The organism is Legionella moravica DSM 19234 (assembly GCF_000423305.1).
GTDB classification, from domain to species: Bacteria; Pseudomonadota; Gammaproteobacteria; order Legionellales; family Legionellaceae; genus Legionella; species Legionella moravica.
Genome location: NZ_AUHS01000029.1, coordinates 29,519 through 47,478, shown reverse-complemented (window position 1 = coordinate 47,478; position 17,960 = coordinate 29,519). Strand labels below are relative to the sequence as shown.

Below are 17,960 nucleotides of genomic sequence, written 5' to 3'. Positions count from 1 at the left end.
TTCTCACGCACCATGAGAATCCTCACTATGGTTAATTTTTGTGAGGATCTCTCAGGGTCAGAGCCGCGGAAATTCGAAATGCAGCATATTCTCACATATCAAGCGAATTCCCGCGGCTGTGATCGCGGGAGAATAGGAGTTGTAGCCTGTTTGCTCGCAAACAGGATCATGGTTTCTCAAGCTTCTAAATCGAAGCTTATAGTTTGGGCATAAAACCAGGCTACTGAACTGAGACATAGTTGTTCCAGCCGCCCATTAGAACCAAAGTTATTTTTTGGGCATAAAAAATAGGGATGTAGCGTATAAAGTGCCAATTTATACAATAATGGAGCTTTATGTTTTGTTTTTTGGAGTGGTTCTTCGCTTTTGTAAGGTCAACAGATTTTGGTCAATCCAATTCATGATATTGATATTTATTCATTTATCTGTTTAAAGTAACTGCAAGGCGAGTACTTTGTAAAACAGATTTTTCATTAATAATGAAATACCACTTAAAGGACAATTGATGCACCAAAAACAGAATGCTCAAAATATAAAACCAATCTTGATTTGTACCATTTTATTCATGATGGCATTGATGCAAATGACTATGGATCAGTATGTTCCTTCCTTACCAGCGATGACTCAATTTTTTCAGAGCAGTGAAGCAACGCTACAATTAACCCTGACTTTTTTCATGTTGGGTTTGAGTATTTCCCATGTGTTCTATGGACCTTTATCGGATCGAATAGGACGAAAACCGCCACTGATGTTCGGTGTGGGGTTGAGCATTATTGGCAGTATTTTTTGTTTTATGGCACCCTCGACAACGGTATTAATTTGGGGTCGCCTGTTACAGGGGTTTGGTATTGGGTGCTGTAATTCCGTAGGGCGATCATTAATCCGTGATTTGTTTACTGACCGACTGCTGGCAAAAATCGGTTCTTACGTTGGGATAGTGAGCGTTTTTATCATGGTCGCATCTCCCACATTGGGCGGATACATACAAGAACATGCCGGGTGGAGAGCTAATTTTTTATTTTTAATTGTATTTGGCATTGCCGTATGGAGCATGGCACTCATAACTCTTCCAGAAACCAACAAAAATCTTAATCCTGATGCAACGAAATTAAAGGTCATGGGAGCTAATTATCGTACCTTGATAAGCAACAAAGTCTTTTTAGGCTATACTCTCTGTGCCTGCTTTGCTTGTGCTGGATTGGTTTCATATCTTACGATTGGTCCTTTTTTATTTCAGGATAGATTAGGCTTAAGTCCACTAGAATTTGGGCAATTGACCTTTTTTATTGCAGGGGCCATTTGTGTGAGTGGTATCATAAACAGTCAGTTAGTGATGCTTAAAGGCATCTCTTACATGGTACTTACCGGAGTGCTGTTGATGATTATAGGCGGACTAAGTCTGTTCTTGCTTACTGTGGCTGGAGTAACCCATGTTTTGGGGATCATGATCCCTGTAGCACTGTTTAGCACAGGAGTTGGCTTTACGTTCATTAACGCCTTTGCAGGCGCTTTTCATCCATTTCCGAACATGGCTGGAACGGCAGGGGCATTGTATGCCAGCATGCAGGATTTGAGTGCTGCCTTTACTAGCGGCGGGATTGCTGCATTTAAAGGGTTCGGGCAGTTTTCTTTGGCTATAATATTACTGGTATTGGGATTAGCTTCATTAGCCGCATGGTATTATTTGGCGATTCGCGACGAGTCGCCTTCAAATTAAGAGGACATTATGAAAATAACAGACGCACAATTAAAAGAAATTGTTTGTAAATTATCCGGGGCGAAAGCAGACGAGATTAATGATGACACGGCACTAATAGAGGATTTGCAATTAGATTCTTTGAAAATTGTAGAATTGTTGGCGATATTGAGCGAAGACTACCAGATTCCGGTTTCTGAAGAAGATGCAATGAAATTTCATACCTATAAAAATTTATTCGATTTTACGCAACAATAAAATGACAGGGCGAAACAAAGCTGTATATAGCTCGTTTCGTGTCTGGATGAAGCGCTTTCTTATGATGCTCGGGATGACGCACTATTCTGGATGATGAATTGCTGATGAAGCATGATGAAATAGAATGGACTCAATGGTCTAAACAACTTCGAGTAATGCGCATGCCGCAATTCCTCCTCCTCCGGCGGCGACCAGAAGTACTTTGTCTCCAGATTGTATAGGCGAATTGACTCGTAAATCATCGAGGGCTATTCCTACGCTTGCTCCGGAAGTATTACCTGTTTCCTCAACAGTCTTGATGACTCGTTCAACAGGAAAACCCAATTGTTTTGCAACCGACAGAACCAGATTTTTATTGCCTTGATGAGGTACCAGCCAATCGATATCTGTTGGACTCAGCGCCAGTTCTTTCAGAAACATTTGGGCGCTATCAACCATTCCATGAACGGCTTTCACAAACAGGGCGGTACTTTCACGTATGGTGATATGGAATTGATCCGGATTGGTACACAAGGCTGCCGGCAAGCGTGATCCCCCTGCGGGTGTTGAAACGGTATCACTGACCTCACCATCCGCAAATAATGCTGAAGCAAGAAAACGAAATTCAGCGTCTTTTACGTCCTGGGAAACACTACAAGCCGCGGCACCATCTCCAAACAGAACACTGGTGGCAAAATTATTCTTATTTAAGAACTTGGAGCGAATTTCGCTGGCTATGAGTAATACGGCTCCTGAACTGGCTTGGGCAAGAGCGGCACTGGTATGCAAACCTACGACAAAACCTGCGCAAGCGGCGCCTACATCAAAAGCTCCTGCGTGTTCTAATCCTAGCCGATATTGAATCAGGGGGCTTGTAGGCGGTGCTATATAATCCCCGGAGATGGTTGCAAGAATAACTTGGGTTATTTTAATTTTTTCATCAGGTTTTTCAGAGAACAACCGCTCAGCAGCACTAACCGCCAGATCACTACAGGCTTGTTCTGCATTGACCCAGCGTCGATTTCTGATTCCGGTGGAAAATCCAATCAAGGCCGGGTTTTGAGTACTGTTCATCCAATTCAGCACATCCTGATTGCTCATTACTCGCTCAGGCAGGGCAACGTATGGACCTTTAAGGTATATGGGTTTTTCTGCACGAAAAAAATTCATTATGACAATACTCCCTCAGAACTCATCAAAGGCAATCCGCCGCTTACGGTCACCACTGAACCGGTCATGAACGAAGTCAGGGAAAGAAGAGGATCCATTGCTTCTGCAACTTGAGCCGGCTCTCCCATGGTTCCTTGTGGAATAATTTTTGATACTTTTTCCTGATAGGCCGGATTTTTCCAGAACTGTTCTGTCCGTGACGTTTTAATCAAGCCCACTCTCAGTATATTGGATAATATATTTTTTGCGCTGTAATCTACGGCTAAGTTTAAGAACAATCCTTCCAGCGCCGCTTTTGCTGCACAATAAGCAGGATAGCGGCTTGTTCCAGTTATCGATGACAAACTTGAAACAAGAACCAATCGCCCCAATTTATTAATTAACATGGACGAAATGACTTTTTGGATCAACCATATGTTGCCATTGATATTCGTGTCAATGTAATTACGCACTGCAGAGTAAGGCAGTGCATGCAATTTGCGTAGTTGAGTGACTCGGGTGAAGGCATTAAGAATTAATCCATCAATCGGTTGCTGAATTAAACGATCTAATTCTTTTTCACAGTCTTCTGGATGAGCAAAATCATAAACAAAGCCCGTTACATCCATTTTTTGAGCCTCATAGTGTTCCAAGGTCTGCTTCAGTTTCTGTTCATTAGAGGCAGTTATAATGATGGTATCGCCCATTTGAATACGTCTTTTGGCTATCGCCTGGGCAATTTCTGAGGAACCTCCGGTAATTAAAAGATTCATTTTGCCCCCAGATCGGTGAGGTGTTGTTCTATGCTTGCTCTGGTTTCATAATGTTCTTTTACCAAGGGGATGACCGGGATTTTAATTTTAAACTCACGCTCCAGTTCCAGAATTAACAAGGCCAGCATCAAGCTATCCAGCCCGCCTTGTTCGAGAGGCGCATGCTGGTCTTGCGGAAGATTCCCCAGGCCAATTCGTTCAAAAGCGTTTTGAATTCTATCGCTCAACATGGTGTGATTCCTTATGATCAAAAGTCATTTTGTTTGCCAGCAATGCTTTTCTATCCGGTTTACCGTGAGGATTTCGTGGTAAATAGTCCAGAATACATGCGTTAATGGGTACTTTTTTGGGAAGTAGATGCTGCTGAATGCGCTCAGAGAGCTGTTGCTCCGTCCGATTGGCGGGGAGAGTACCTCGTTCGAAACACGCGATTAATCGGGTGCCATAAAGCTCATCCTCTATAGGTAACACAATGACTTCTTTAATCCCATCCATTTGACACAATTTTTGTTCTATTTCAGTCAAATTCACCTTTTCCCCGCCAATGTTCACTTGAGTATCACGCCGTCCTTTGATTGCGACCAATCCGTTGGGAAGTATCTCGGCAATGTCTCCGGTGTGCAGCCAGCCATTGTGTATCTTTTCATTTTTATCTTCCCCCAAATAACCTAACATCATCTGGCTGCCTTGAATTACTAATTCGTGATCTTCGGATACCTTTATTTGCCAGTCTCCTACTGGATAACCAGCATATGGTTCAAAAAAAAGGGGATCCTGGCTTGAATAAGTGAGGACTCTTGGTGATGCTTCAGTTAAACCATAATTGTTGTACAAGATGGCTTGGGGAAATGTGTTTCTTAGTTCCTTTCGTAAAGTTATAGGCAGGGGTGCACCTGCAGAAACAATTGCGGCAATTTGGTCGGTATTTTCTGGATAAAGAGAGGCCATTTTACTGATGGCTACCCAATGAGACGGGACTCCACTCCACATTTGAGGAATGGGGCCGTCTTCAAGTAAATTTTTTATGTCTGTAAATTGTGCTATCAGCCGGGTAGTGATACCGCACAGTAAACCGGGCAGTAGTTGTCCTAATAGTCCATAAGAATAGGAAAGAGGTAAAAAGAGCAATTGACTTTCAATTTGGGAACAGTTCAGTGCCTTAATGACCGCCAGACAATTTGCTTCAATATTTTTAGCGGACAATTGGACTGCTTTTACCTGGCCTGTTGTGCCAGATGTAAACAGGATTAACGCTAATTCCGGATGATGTTGGGTCGTTTTATTTTCATAAAATGCCAATAAATTCCCTTGGCTGTCCACTGTCATTGCAGTATCCAGAATAGCCAGTCTGCTGTGCAGTTCCTGTTCTGTTAAGGCATTTGGAATAAGGGCTACAGGCTTCTCAATCGCGAATGCAGCGAGAAGTTGAATAACAAACTGGATACTGTGGCTAGCGGTAAGCAACAGTATGCCCTTGGGTAATTGTTGCAATTGCAGTGCCTGATGCTTTATTTCATTGCGTAATTGCGCAAAAGAACAGCTTAACTCTCCCTCGATAAGTGCTGTTTTTTCAGGATATTTATTGGATAAAAACCGCATGTGTTTATTCCTTGTTCTTACTTAATTGCCAGGTCGCAATGACTGGCAAAGTATGATCCAATAAACTGTTTCGACAGAAATTTCTGCGTATTTTTCCACTGGTCGTATGGGGAATTGCTTGAGGAGGAATGAGTACGATTCTATTAATTTCCAGTTGATGTGTTTGATAAGTGAGCTTGAATATGGCGTTAAATAATTCTTCCTGGGCTGCAGTATCCATTAATTCATTTTTGATCTCACACACTACGGTGAGTTCGTATTCTTGCTCATTCTGAATCACGAATGCAGCACATTTTCTTAATAAGGGACGTAAGGGTGAGTGAATCAGGCTGTATTCTATATCTTGAGGATAGTGATTTTTTCCATAAAGAATAATTAAATCTTTGATTCTTCCGGTAACATAAAGTTCTTCATCGTGAATAAATCCCAGATCGCCAGTCCTTAAATAGGATAAATTTGTATCGTCGCCTTTGATTTTGCCGTGAAACGCATGTTTTGTTTCTTCTTTTTGCTCCCAGTAACCCAGGGCTACGCTTTCGCCATGAACCCAGATTTCACCGACCTGATCCCGTTCACAAGGTATTAAGGTATCTGGATCAACAATTTTAACGTTTTGAGCCAATGCACCACAACCAACCAAAACATGGCTCCCAGGGCTATTTTCTTCTACAAAATGAACACGATGATCCTGGTAATATTCTTTATCCAGGGTGAGTGTTCTGAAGCGCATTCCCGGAGTTCCGCAAGTCACCAGTAATGTTGCTTCTGCTAAACCATAACAGGGATAAAAGGCTTCCATTTGGAAACCATAGTCTTTAAAGGCTTGATAAAAATGTTCCATGGTTTCCTTACGGACTGGCTCTGCGGCATTTGATGCGATGTTCCAGGAACTTAAATCCAGCCCCTGTTTTTTTTCTTCACTTATCCGTTTAACGCAGTAATCGTAAGCAAAATTGGGGCTTCCACTAATGGTTATCTTATATTTAGTAATATTGGTTAACCAGGATAGAGGACTTTCAATAAAGGAAAAGGGAGACATCATAATAACAGGAAGCATCTTGTATATTGGGGTTAGAATATAGCCAATTAAACCCATATCATGATGCGGCGGCAACCAACTGAACAAGACACTCTTTTCGTTAACCTGAAATCTGGTGCACATGAGTTCGAGGTTATGGATTAAATTTCCGTGACTGACCATCACACCTTTAGGATGCATGGTAGATCCTGAAGTGTATTGAAGGAAGGCAATGTCGTTTTTATTCAGTTCAAGTGGACGCCAATGAGCACCTTGCTCTGATTTAATGGAGTCCACTGCAAGACAGGGGATTTGAGCAAAACTTCCTTTTGATTTTGAATCTGTTCCAGTGAATAGTTTCAGGTGTGCGGCAGTCAATAATACCAAACCCGGTTTGGAATTTTTAATGATGCGATGTGCTTTTTCAAGTAATTTTTCCTGGGCAGGCGGATAAATAGGAACGCCAATACAACCGGCATACAGGCAACCAAAAAAAGCCTGTATCAAGGGTAATCCCGGGGAGAATAATAACAGCACTCTATCCCCTTTGTTTAGCCCCTGCTCTTGCAATGCTGCGGCTATGGCCCTGGCTTGTTCATCCAGTTCAGCATAAGTCATGGTCTGTTCTGTCTCTTTATTCAGAAAAGTGCAGATGATTTTTTGAGGGCTGCTTAGGGCTCTAAATCTTAAAACATCAACTAAAGATTGGCATTCTTGCAATTCTTTATTCATGATTGATTCCTGGTATCTCGACTGTTCGTTCCATATTAAACAGATTCCTGGCTTGATTGATTTTTGGTGTATTGCAGTACTTGTGCAGCATAAGACAAGCCCCCACCGACACTCATTAATAGAATTTTTCCTGATCTGTCCAATACATTTTCTTCTACCGCTCTGGCAAGGGTATAGGCTATGGATGCTCCTCCAATGTTTCCAATGGTGTCGGAATCCCACAGTACGGTTGTATTTTTTAATTGATGTTCCTCCAGAAGAAGATCGATTAATTTACGGTTAACCTGATGCGGGATTACCCAGGTAATTTCATTTCGTTGCTGTTCTGTAGGGAGGATATGGGTCAACATTTCGTTATATTGTTTATAAGCCAGTTCTTTTAACAACGCTTCATCACCAAGCAAATGATAGCCAATAGTGTCTAACTGCTCCTGGGTCGGTGGAAAGACGCCTTGAGTGGTGAATGCCTCAACATAGGCGCCATCTGTTGAAAAAAAACTCTGTTCAACTGTAAAGGAACCTTGATCGGATTGCTCAAGGAATAAAGCGGCAGCGCCATCTGCCAGGCCAATCCAGGTTTTTTCATTTTCGGGATCAATGACTTTTGATAACGTCTCAGCACAACTGACCAGTACATTCTTATAACCTAAAGCCATTAACGCATAGGCTAAATGCAAGGTGGATAGGGATGTTGAGCAGCCTGTTTTTAAATCATATGCTGGTGCATTTAACCCTAATTCTCCCAAGACAGCCGCTGCCTGGGAGCCAGTAAACCGTTTATTCGTTGTGGAACCTAAAAGAAAAGCGGCGATGTGTTCCGGTTTATACCGCATAATGAGCTTTTTAACTGCTTCGGCTGCAAGGGATTCAGCGGTTAGATTTCGTGACGCATCCAGAGACCCCCAAGGTTTATGACACCAGTACCGTGTATAAAAACCAAATTCTTCACCTATTTTTTCAGCGAATTTTTGAAGAAAAGCCGGAGATTGTTTTGCCGTTCGCGGGAAATTTTGAAGGATTTCCAAATTGGTAATTGGGCCAGATTCAGGTAAGCTTCTTGACGTCGCAGAAATATTAAAGCGAATATTAGGTTTTAAAATATCCATAATGTGAGTTCACCTCTCCAAACGATTGGGTGATGATAGGTTAATGAAACTACACTTTTTTGTAGAAGCAAATCAAGTATATTTTTGTTACAAAATTCATAATGAGTGTTAATTTATTACCTTTATATTAGTCTATATTTTACTAAGTTGATTTATTTTTAATTCAGTTAGGGGGTTAGATGTCCGTACAGTCTTCTGAAAAGGCTTCCATGAAATGGATAGAGCATTTGGTTGATGCCCATAGTTTTTTTCCATTGTGCCCCGAGTATGCCCCTGAAAATCAGCCTCACTTGAAAATGGGCGCGGAAGTGATTACCGGGCTGGCAAAAGTCAATAATAGACCTGTTGCTGTGTATGCCCACAATCCAGGAGAGAATCGCGGTTATGTGACTCGTGAGGGCGCTATAAAAATCGTTCGTCTGATGGATAAGGCAAAAGAATTAAGAATCCCGGTAATTGCTTTTTTGGCCTCTCCAGGAATCTCTCTGGATTTGTTAAGTGGCGATGAGTACACCCAAATCATCAGTAGAAACATTTCATTATCTGGATTAGTTCCTCAGCTGGCAGTCATTTCTGCGCCTACTCTTGGGGCTCCTGCTTATTCAGCAGTATTAATGGATTTAGTGTTTTTTAATAAACACCGCAGTTATCTAATGGTCACGAGCCCAATGGTAGTCCAACAAGCTATAGGTGAAAAGGTATCAATGAGTGAGTTGGGTGGTTCAGGAATGCATGCTACGACTACAGGGATAGCCGATTTTGTCGATGACAGTACCGCCGCTCAAATTAATCACGTGAAATTGCTGTTGAATTTTTTACCTTCTCATGCGAATGAACTGCCTCCACTGCACTCACCACATGAACCGGTGCAGCCTATGCCGATAATTCCAGCCAATCCCCGCTTGCCTTTTAATATGCTCGATTTGATTCATGCGGTTGTTGATAATTCTGAAATCATCCAATATAAGCGCTCTTATGGACAGGCAATGATATGTGCCTTTGTTCGTATTAACGGATATGCAGTTGGGTTGGTTGCCAATCAAAGCATACGCTTTAGTGGAGCTATTGATTCTGATGCGGCACAAAAAACTTCAAAATTTATACGAATATGCGATGCGTATTCAATTCCTATACTGACGTTGATTGATGTGCCAGGGTTTATGCCGGGTAAAAGAGAAGAGCAAAAAGGATTACTTCAACACGGGGCAAGGCTGTGTGTGGCCATGCAGACTCGAGTGCCGAGGATGAGTGTTGTTGTACGAAAATGCTATGGCGCAGCAGCGTTTCTAATGATGCAAACCAAATCTCAGAATGGAGATTTGGTTTTAGCTTTGGAGACGGCAAGTTTAGGGGTAATGGGTAAAGAAACAACCAAAAAAGTTCAAACGACAGATGGTCAGATTCAGGAGCACAAAATTGATCCCGATTCAGCTCCAGCATCTTCAATAGATGAGTCGCTTGCGGAGGCTTACTCTTTGGGAATAATTGATGAAATTATTAAACCCATGCAGATACGCGCTCGATTGGCGCAACATATCGAATTTTTATATAGAAAAATGCAGCAAATGCCTGATGCGCGTCATTCAATTGTTTAAGGAATATTCATGCCATCTCTTAATGACTTGATCCGATTATTAGAGTCTTTTGAACGCTATTTGGGTAATCCTCAAGACACGAAAACACCTGTTAATTACATGCAGATCCTGGTTCACGATGAGCAGGAATCCCTCGACTGGGAGCAGTTAAATTACATCAGGGATTGGGGATTTATGAAATACATCATACCTCAAAATATAGGCGGCTCATTGCATACTCTGGATGAAGTGTACTTGCTGAGTAAAGTCATTGCCAGACGAGACATTACTGCTGCAGTTGCTCTGGGATTATCCTTTCTTGGTGCTTTGCCTTTCTGGATTGCCGGTACAGAGGAACAGAATAATTTTTTGAAGGAACGTATCCTGAAGGGGAGTATTGCTGCATTGGCTTTAACCGAAGAGGAGCATGGATCAGATTTAGCTTCAAATGAAGTTATTGCTCTACCTGTTGAGGACGGCTGGGAACTTTCAGGACAAAAATGGTGCATTAATTTTGCTACTGAGGGGGATTTGGTTTCAGTCCTTTGTCGAACTCATGGACAAGGGGGATTATTAGGATTTGGTCTTTTTTTAATTGATAAATCATCAATAGAACAAGGTCTTACACCAATACCCAAACTGCTGACCCATGGTGTCAGAGGGTTGGATATTAGTGGTTTTCACCTGAACAAGCTTCGATTGCCCAAAGAGGCATTAATCGGAACGGCACAAAGAGGTTTGGAAATTACATATAAGGTCTTTCAAATTTCGCGGACTCTCTGTGCTGGCTTGTCAGTAGGCGGTGCTGATACTGCACTGCGCTTGGCTTTCTCATTTAGTTTGGACAGAGAACTGTATGGCAAAGCTGCTTATGAAATCCCTGCAGTAAAACAGCGATTGGGAACCTTGTTTACCCAATTATTAATCGCGGACTGCACTTCTCTTTGTGTGATGCGGGCGTGCACTGTGTTTCCGGAAAAAATGAGTTTTTGGTCTGCAATTATCAAGTTTTTAATTCCCCATCTTTGCGAGGATCTCGTGGAGCAGTGTGGAATTATATTGGGAGCCAGGGGGTTTCTAAGAACCACCTCGTGGGCCATATATCAGAAGATTAGACGCGACATCCAGGTCGTGGGACTATTTGATGGAAGTACTCAAGTTAATCTATCCCTTATTGCGGGTAATTTATTACCTCAGGCGCGGATGCGTGGTACTAATAAGCTGCTTGATCCGGAACAACTGGAGCGAATGTTTCAACTAGAACTACCTTGTCCTCCGTTTGATGGCAATAATTTGAGTCTTTTTACTCATGAGGAAGATGATGTCTTTGCAGGATTGATGCAACTCGAATGTGGGCCGATCAATCATCTTATCGCTGCTGTGCGAGATGAAATAAAAAAATTGGATCAACAGGTTAATCAGTTAAGAGAGCAAAAGATTTTTGATCCACGAAGTCTGGCCGCTTTTCGTTTGGCAGAACATTATTGCTGGATCTATGCAGCCTGTTGTTGTCTGCTGTTTTGGTATCATAATCACAACTCACTGGGTGAGGAATTAAAAGAGATTGACTGGCTCAATTTAGCGATACAATTCATCTTGAATCAACTGGATTCAACTCGTTTAATGGAAAGCGGGTTGCAGGAAAAGATGGCAGAACATTTAAGTACTTTTTATCAGCAAAATAAATTGTTTGCTGTAATTCCAACGAAGATAGCGGAGTAGCAGGAATGAATTGGAGAAAGATGTTAATCGCAGCAATAACAAAAAATAAATACAAAGCGTTTCTTGTAGATACCCAATTTCCTGAACAGGCACGAGATCGTTTGTGGACTAAGGAAATCCTCCCTTTATTACGCAAATCAACTTATTGGCCTCCGATTCTTGAACAGCAACAATCTTTAGAACTTGATGCGTTTTCAATAACCCATTATGAGGATTATGAGGCGCCTTTATTAGCGGCTCAGAATACGCAAACTCAACCTTTCAATGGTGAACCTTTGATTTTTTGGTCAGAGACTTCAGGAACAGCGGGCGCCAGAAAATTTTTTCCAATTACCGCTTCATTTCAAAAACAGTTTCAACGAACCATGCCGCCTTATATATACTCTCTGACTCAGCGGTTTAAAAATTTGTTCAAGGAAAAACTGGTGTATCTGGTCGCTGTAAACACGAATAAATCAACCCCGGCAGGGATTCCTTCCGGATGGATTAGTAATTTTAACTACCGTCATCTGCCTTCGTTTATTAAGCGATTCTATGCGATGCCAGATGAAGTGTTTGCTAATGATGAGGTTTATGAACAATGGGCTCCGTTGTATGCTTTGGCTTGTGATTTAAGTGCGATGTTTGCAGTTACTCCCATGGTTATTGATACGTTCTATAGCCGCTGTGTGGATGGTTTTCATCACTATCTCCCTTATTTAACGGGCGAAAGAGCGGTTCCGAACGAATTGCCTCCTGTTCAGGTGACCAAGGCTCGTCAATATTATTTAAAGAAACTGGCAGCGAAAAAATCTTCCCTGAGTTTTACTGAACTTTGGCCTTCACTAGAGTGCGCAGGCTGCTGGACTTCAGGGCTTTGTGAGCTCCCCGCTCAGCAATTACAAAACAAAATGGGGGATAAAATCAGTCTGGTTGATGGCACTTATTCTGCCACGGAAGGCTGGCTGACTGTGCCGCTGGAACAGGGGGTATTGGGCGGTATTTTGCATCCCGGAGCTCATATTGTCGAATTTATCCAAGAGGGCAAGGAGCTTGATAAAAGTAACCTGCTTCAGAGCTGGGAGTTGGAGGTTGGTGTCAAGTATGAGGTGTTTTTGACTACTGCTATGGGATTTGTCCGTTATCGTCTAAAAGATGTTGTGCGATGTACGGGGTACTTGAATAAAGCACCCAGATTGAATTTTTGTTACAAAACTCAATTATTGAAATTGGAAAGTTGCGCTATAACTGGTCAGGAGCTGCAGGCTATGGTGCAGGCGGCTGATTTTAAAATGGCTCCTCACTGGTTTTTTGCGCGTAATAGTGTTGGGAACCGAATTGTTCTTGTAACAGATGATGAGTTAGAACTTCCTGATTCAATTTTGGCTGAATTGCATCGTCATTTAATGCACATTAGTCCTACTTACGCTCACAGTATGGAGACTGGCGAAGTGATCTCTATGACCTTCTTTCAAGTACCTAAGGATGAATTATTGGCAGATGTTCATGCCCAAACAAAACCAAAATTAATTTCCCAACAGGTTATTGCGGAAAGGTGATGCCTTTCCTTATTTTAATTTAATCTATCTGAATTATTTATAATAACAATATGCAAGATTTTGAATCATTTTGTATTTTAATATCGTGCAATGTTTGATTTTTGTAATATACTTTAATTCGATAGCTAATTAAAATAAGGTATCTAACATGGACATGAAAAAATATATTTTATCGCTTTCGTTGGTTACATTAATGAGCTCTTATGCCTTTGCAACAACACAGGAAGGCGAAGATGCCTATAACCAGAAGCATTATGAAAAGGCCTTTATTTTACTTAGCCCTGAAGCAGAAAAAGGTGATGCCAAGGCCCAATATCTGCTCGGAAAAATGTATTACAATGCTCAGGGGGTAGCTTATAATGCGGACAAGACAGAGCAATTATTACTGGCTTCCGCAAATCAGGGTAATGTAGACGCGCAGGTACTTCTGGCTGGATTTTACTGGTACCTAAATACCCCGGAAGGCTTTAAAAAAGCGCTGACCTGGTATCAAAAAGCGGCTGATCAGAATAATCCCGACGGTCAATACGGTCTGGGCTATATGTACGATACCGGATCAGGCGTTCCTCAGAGTGCTGAAACAGCCATGATTTGGTATAAGAAAGCAGCAGAATTAGGTAATTCCAATGCGGCTTTAGCGATTGGCTATGACTACGACACCGGAACGGGTGTGAAAAAAGATAAAGCAGAAGCGATAGTCTGGTATTCCAAGGCAGCAGATATGGGAAATGCCAGCGCTCAGTATAATCTTGGTTTAATGTACGAGCAGGGTGATGGTGTTCCTGTGGACTTTAATAAAGCGTCTCAATATTTCGAAAAAGCAGCGGAACAAAATCACGCCAAATCTCAATTAGAGTTGGGCTACTTATACGATGCAGGTAAGTTGGGAAGGACAGATTTGCAAAAGGCAGCTTATTGGTATCAAAAAAGTGCTGATTTAGGGAATGCTAACGCGCAATTTAATCTGGGCGATATGTACTTCTATGGAGACGGGGTAGGTAAAAACCTGGAGCAATCAGTATTCTGGATGCGTAAGGCAGCGGAACAAGGATACGGTAAAGCGCAAAACCAATTGGGTGTTTATTATCGTGATGGGATTGGCATAGCAGCGGATCCGGTTATGGCCTATGCCTGGTTTAGTGCTGCAGTTAATCATGGCTATGATAAGGCATCTCCAAATCTGAGTGAGCTTGAGAAAACACTCAGTGCTGATGATTTGGTCAAGGCCAAAATGTTAGGTCAGCAATACAGCGATAATTATAAAGCTAAAACAGAATGATCGCGCCTCCGGGTGAACGATGGATTCACCCGGGTCACTTTCAGATTTCTCTTTTTGAATGTACTATGGATACCATTAACTGCTGCTTCGTGTAAATGAGATAAGTTCTAAGGAATTCTGCGTCATGACAGAGAAAACCAACCGTAAAAAATCCACCAAAAAAAATCAGGTAACCGTTTCTTCACTTCTCTTCATTGATTTAATTTCTTTTTTCTTAAGTTTGATGCCGGCAGTTGTGGCCATGAGTATGACCGGTTTATTTGTTTATCACGGTTACTCAAAAACCTGGCTTGTCCTCCCTTTGGCACCCCTTATCCTTTTTTTTACATTAATCGCGATTGTCTTTTTAATCCGAATCAGTTTACCCAAATTAAAACCAGGGCGCTACAAACGGGAATTGAATCGAATGATGATCGCCTGGTTTTGTCATTTTGCCTTGTCCCGAGCAGCAAAAATCACCGGGTTAATTTTTATCATTCAATCGTTCAATATTTTGAAATTTTTGTATTGGCGAGCATTGGGAGCAAAGGTTTCATTTCAGATAATGAATTCTTATGATATTGATCTGGTCGATACTCCTCTTATTTCAATAGGAAAAAATGTCACAATAGGGAGCGGTGTCAGCATCAGTTGCCATTCCGATGTGGGCAGCCTTGTTTTTATGTCCCCTGTGGTTATTGAAGATGACGTGTTTATAGGGATGGCCACTACAATCGGTCCCGGTACGACAATCAAAAAAGGGGCATGGATAGGTTATGGAAATACATTAGTCAATGAAACAGTGGAAGCAAATGCCAAACTTGGCAGTATTCGTGCAGTTTCAGAATGATGGATCACTTTGATAGTTTTTTTGAAATGCAGCTAAGGTATTTTTTCAGTGACTGATGCAGCAGAGTTTGTGCGTTCCCTTTAAATGAGGCCAGATATACCGGTGTAGGGTAAGGGTTGAACTCATCCATAATCAAGTAAGCAGCATCTTTTTGTATCAGATGAATCGGGACAATGGCTTTTCCCAGTCCCATTTTTACTCCGGCAAGAATCATATGAATATTATCCAGGTAAAATGTTCGCCATGACTCTGGCCCAGAGTGTTGCATGCGCCAGAAATTTGAGGTCATTGTATCTTCATAATCATGATCCAGGAATACATCATCAGGACAGCTTTGTGTTGCTGATGTGATGAGTACATTCAGTTCGTATCCTAGTAACTCATAGTCAATTTCAGGTCGGGGTACTTGAGCTTGTGTAATGATAAAATCAACTTTGCCCTCCTCCAATGCAGGCATTAACTCTCTGAGTTCCATTGAATGAAGTTCAAGATTTAATTGGGGTGCTTTTTGAAGTAGTTCCACGAGTTCAGGAATGACGAGCGACTCCATGATTGTTGAGAAGCCTGCAATTCTGATGGTGCCGACCAACTTTTGATAATCGGATAATCCAGTATGAATCAGAAATTCTTCTTCCAGTTTCGCTTGAGTTGTACAATAGCGAAGTAGGTGCTCTCCAATGTTGGTTAATTTTATACCGCCTGCTCCTCTTATAAATAAGGCATTCTTGAGGCGATCCTCCAGTTTTTGAATTCGTTGCGATAATGCGGACTGAGTAATATGCAACTGCAGGGCTGCCTTGGAAAAATTGAGTGTTTGGGCCGTTACTGCAAAAGCTTTTAATTGCCGTGAGGAGAGTTTCATAAATAAAACTAATCACTTGATAAAATTAATTAATTTTACTTATTAATGGGATGCAAATACAGTGTTCTCATCAATTATAAGGATGGAATGCAATGAGAAAATTATTGGTTGGATTAATATTAATTTCTTCACTGGCTCATGCAAAATGTATGGTTTATATGAACAATAAGCCTTTAGGGCGCATCATGCATGATCCTTTGTTTGTCATGTTATCAAGCGCAACATCCTGTCCTGTAACTATTCATGAGCTTAAAAAAATCATTGATGAAAATGGAATGCATGAGCAGATCAGCATGGTAGCCAATCGTGGGAGGAATAATCCTTACCAGGGTAGTTTCAGTTTTTTTGAATCCATTTTTGGCAGGTTACCTGGAGGTAGTTTAATTGCTCGGGGCGATTTATTTCTGGGGTATTTTACCGATGTGCATGATTCTGAAATTATATTGGATCAACAATCTGAACCTCGTAAATTATTGATAGAGGCTATTGCCTGGGATAAACAAAAAGGGTTTTATAATTTTTATGAGCTTAGAGGTATAGAACATAATGCTGTTCGTTGGTTTTATCGAGGTGATTCAGCGGATGCATATCAAGATAATAAGTGGTTGTACAGGGATACCCCAAAGGAAGAACATCATTTTGGTCATCGCATGCGTTGTTCCGCATGTCATAATTCAGGCGGCCCAATCCTGAAAGAATTAGAGAAACCCCATAATGATTGGTGGACTGTTCGTCGCCCGTTAATCCTGACTCCTAACTCGCCGGATAATGAGGTTAAGGCTCTCTTAAATGAAGTAGAAGATGCCGCTTTATTTACCAAGGATGTATCCGCTGGATTGGAGAAATTGGCCAGAAGCAAGTCTATGGCACAGTTTCAAAAGAAATTATCGTTACAGGAACAACTACGCCCCTTATTTTGTACTACTGAAATCAATATAGAGTCCAGTACGGAGCAATCAGATCGTCGAATAGTTATACCCTCGTCATTTTGGTTGCATCCTTTATTAGGGCGTATCGATGTATCGGTTTCCCGTCAGGATTATGAGCAAGTGCTTCAGGAGTTTGACATGCAATTTCCTGAAACCACATTACGGGATGCCGATCATGCATGGCTTACTCCCGTTAACGCTAAGGCGGGCATTCAGATGATTCACCAATTGATTCATCAAAACGTGATCAACAAACATTTTGCTGAGTCAGTGCTGATGGTGGATTTTACTCATCCACTTTTTTCATCACAACGTTGTGATTTATTAAAGCTTCTGCCCGAGCAGAGTACTGGAGATTGGTTGAACTCGTTTTTAAATAATCTTCGGGAGAACAGTGCTCAATTTCAAGGAGCAACTTTGTTGGCAGACTATTTAGCTAATGATGCTTATACTCATGAGGTCTTCATGAAGTATATCAATCAGTATAGGGATAATCTGAACCAGTTAGTCAGTACATTATCTGGAGTCAGAAGCAGCTATCAACACCTGATGGAATTAAGAGAATTGGTCTATGCCAGCGAATTGTCGCATAATCCACTGGGGCAGATTTTAGAGCCTGGGTTTCGAGTTATTTTTTCTGTAAGCATGCTCAATAACACCATGGACGTCCCTACTTAACTCAATGACGGTTTTAATTTTTCTTTTCTTATTTATATAGGTCATTATTCTAGGAGGCATTGAGCTGGGGCTATGCTTTTTATGTTTGTAGTGCAGGAACATGTTATGTGCTGTTATTCTGAATCCATGTTCTGATTTTGATGAACGGGCAGGCATTTAAAATAATGCTGGACGTGAGTTGTCGGGGTGATCAAAAATCGATAGCAGCGTTTCAGCGGCTGGAATGAAAGGGGACAATG

At 41.5% G+C, this 17,960-nt stretch carries 15 protein-coding genes; 8 read left to right on the top strand and 7 right to left on the bottom strand.

The genetic code is table 11. From position 1 onward, the window contains the following. Positions 1 to 505 precede the first annotated feature (505 nt). Both G543_RS0108285 and G543_RS0108280 read left to right on the top strand, forming a co-directional pair. Positions 506 to 1,717, top strand: coding sequence for a multidrug effflux MFS transporter (locus G543_RS0108285; RefSeq protein WP_028384111.1), 1,212 nt, complete (start codon positions 506 to 508; stop codon positions 1,715 to 1,717). A gap of 9 nt (positions 1,718 to 1,726) precedes the next feature. Next, positions 1,727 to 1,954 (top strand): acyl carrier protein, encoded by a 228-nt coding sequence (locus tag G543_RS0108280; protein WP_028384110.1) that lies wholly within the window; start codon positions 1,727 to 1,729, stop codon positions 1,952 to 1,954. A 138-nt stretch (positions 1,955 to 2,092) separates the two neighbouring features. On the opposite strand, the gene G543_RS0108275 is transcribed toward G543_RS0108280, so the two are convergent. Genes G543_RS0108275 through G543_RS0108250 form a run of 6 tightly spaced genes read right to left on the bottom strand, consistent with a single transcriptional unit; the run spans position 2,093 to position 8,310 of the window. Beyond that, complete coding sequence (locus tag G543_RS0108275; RefSeq protein WP_028384109.1) at positions 2,093 to 3,103, bottom strand: 3-oxoacyl-ACP synthase III family protein; 1,011 nt, start codon at positions 3,101 to 3,103, stop codon at positions 2,093 to 2,095. Next, a complete protein-coding gene (locus tag G543_RS0108270) occupies positions 3,103 to 3,855 on the bottom strand; it encodes an SDR family NAD(P)-dependent oxidoreductase (protein ID WP_028384108.1) in 753 nt (250 codons plus the stop codon). Before G543_RS0108270 ends, G543_RS0108275 begins: the two co-directional genes overlap by 1 nt. Continuing rightward, a complete protein-coding gene (locus tag G543_RS0108265) occupies positions 3,852 to 4,085 on the bottom strand; it encodes a phosphopantetheine-binding protein (protein WP_028384107.1) in 234 nt (77 codons plus the stop codon). Before G543_RS0108265 ends, G543_RS0108270 begins: the two co-directional genes overlap by 4 nt. Further along, positions 4,072 to 5,454: a class I adenylate-forming enzyme family protein gene (locus tag G543_RS0108260; protein WP_028384106.1), complete on the bottom strand. Its 1,383-nt coding sequence runs from the start codon at positions 5,452 to 5,454 to the stop codon at positions 4,072 to 4,074. The genes G543_RS0108265 and G543_RS0108260 overlap by 14 nt, the downstream gene beginning before the upstream one ends. A 4-nt stretch (positions 5,455 to 5,458) precedes the next feature. Beyond that, positions 5,459 to 7,204 (bottom strand): fatty acyl-AMP ligase, encoded by a 1,746-nt coding sequence (locus G543_RS0108255; RefSeq protein WP_028384105.1) that lies wholly within the window; start codon positions 7,202 to 7,204, stop codon positions 5,459 to 5,461. Between the two features lie 35 nt (positions 7,205 to 7,239). Further along, positions 7,240 to 8,310 (bottom strand): 3-oxoacyl-ACP synthase III family protein, encoded by a 1,071-nt coding sequence (locus tag G543_RS0108250; RefSeq protein WP_028384104.1) that lies wholly within the window; start codon positions 8,308 to 8,310, stop codon positions 7,240 to 7,242. A gap of 179 nt (positions 8,311 to 8,489) precedes the next feature. On the opposite strand from G543_RS0108250, the gene G543_RS0108245 reads away from it, so the two are divergent. The 5 genes from G543_RS0108245 to G543_RS0108225 all read left to right on the top strand — a co-directional run bounded on the left by G543_RS0108245 (position 8,490) and on the right by G543_RS0108225 (position 15,252). Next, positions 8,490 to 9,905 (top strand): acyl-CoA carboxylase subunit beta, encoded by a 1,416-nt coding sequence (locus G543_RS0108245; RefSeq protein WP_028384103.1) that lies wholly within the window; start codon positions 8,490 to 8,492, stop codon positions 9,903 to 9,905. Between the two features lie 9 nt (positions 9,906 to 9,914). After that, complete coding sequence (locus tag G543_RS0108240) at positions 9,915 to 11,606, top strand: acyl-CoA dehydrogenase family protein (RefSeq protein ID WP_028384102.1); 1,692 nt, start codon at positions 9,915 to 9,917, stop codon at positions 11,604 to 11,606. Between the two features lie 5 nt (positions 11,607 to 11,611). After that, positions 11,612 to 13,144, top strand: a complete 1,533-nt coding sequence (locus G543_RS0108235; protein WP_028384101.1) for a GH3 family acyl-acid amido synthetase — start codon at positions 11,612 to 11,614, stop codon at positions 13,142 to 13,144. A gap of 148 nt (positions 13,145 to 13,292) precedes the next feature. After that, positions 13,293 to 14,423: an SEL1-like repeat protein gene (locus tag G543_RS0108230; RefSeq protein WP_028384100.1), complete on the top strand. Its 1,131-nt coding sequence runs from the start codon at positions 13,293 to 13,295 to the stop codon at positions 14,421 to 14,423. Positions 14,424 to 14,547: 124 nt separating this feature from the next. After that, positions 14,548 to 15,252 carry a DapH/DapD/GlmU-related protein gene (locus G543_RS0108225; RefSeq protein WP_028384099.1) on the top strand — a complete coding sequence of 235 codons (705 nt, stop codon included), beginning with the start codon at positions 14,548 to 14,550 and terminating at the stop codon, positions 15,250 to 15,252. A gap of 4 nt (positions 15,253 to 15,256) precedes the next feature. Here G543_RS0108225 and G543_RS0108220 read toward each other — a convergent pair whose 3' ends face one another. After that, positions 15,257 to 16,114 (bottom strand): LysR family transcriptional regulator, encoded by an 858-nt coding sequence (locus tag G543_RS0108220; protein ID WP_028384098.1) that lies wholly within the window; start codon positions 16,112 to 16,114, stop codon positions 15,257 to 15,259. A gap of 92 nt (positions 16,115 to 16,206) precedes the next feature. Here G543_RS0108220 and G543_RS0108215 point away from each other — a divergent pair, with 92 nt between their 5' ends. Beyond that, positions 16,207 to 17,721, top strand: a complete 1,515-nt coding sequence (locus G543_RS0108215) for a hypothetical protein (protein ID WP_028384097.1) — start codon at positions 16,207 to 16,209, stop codon at positions 17,719 to 17,721. Positions 17,722 to 17,960 lie beyond the last annotated feature (239 nt).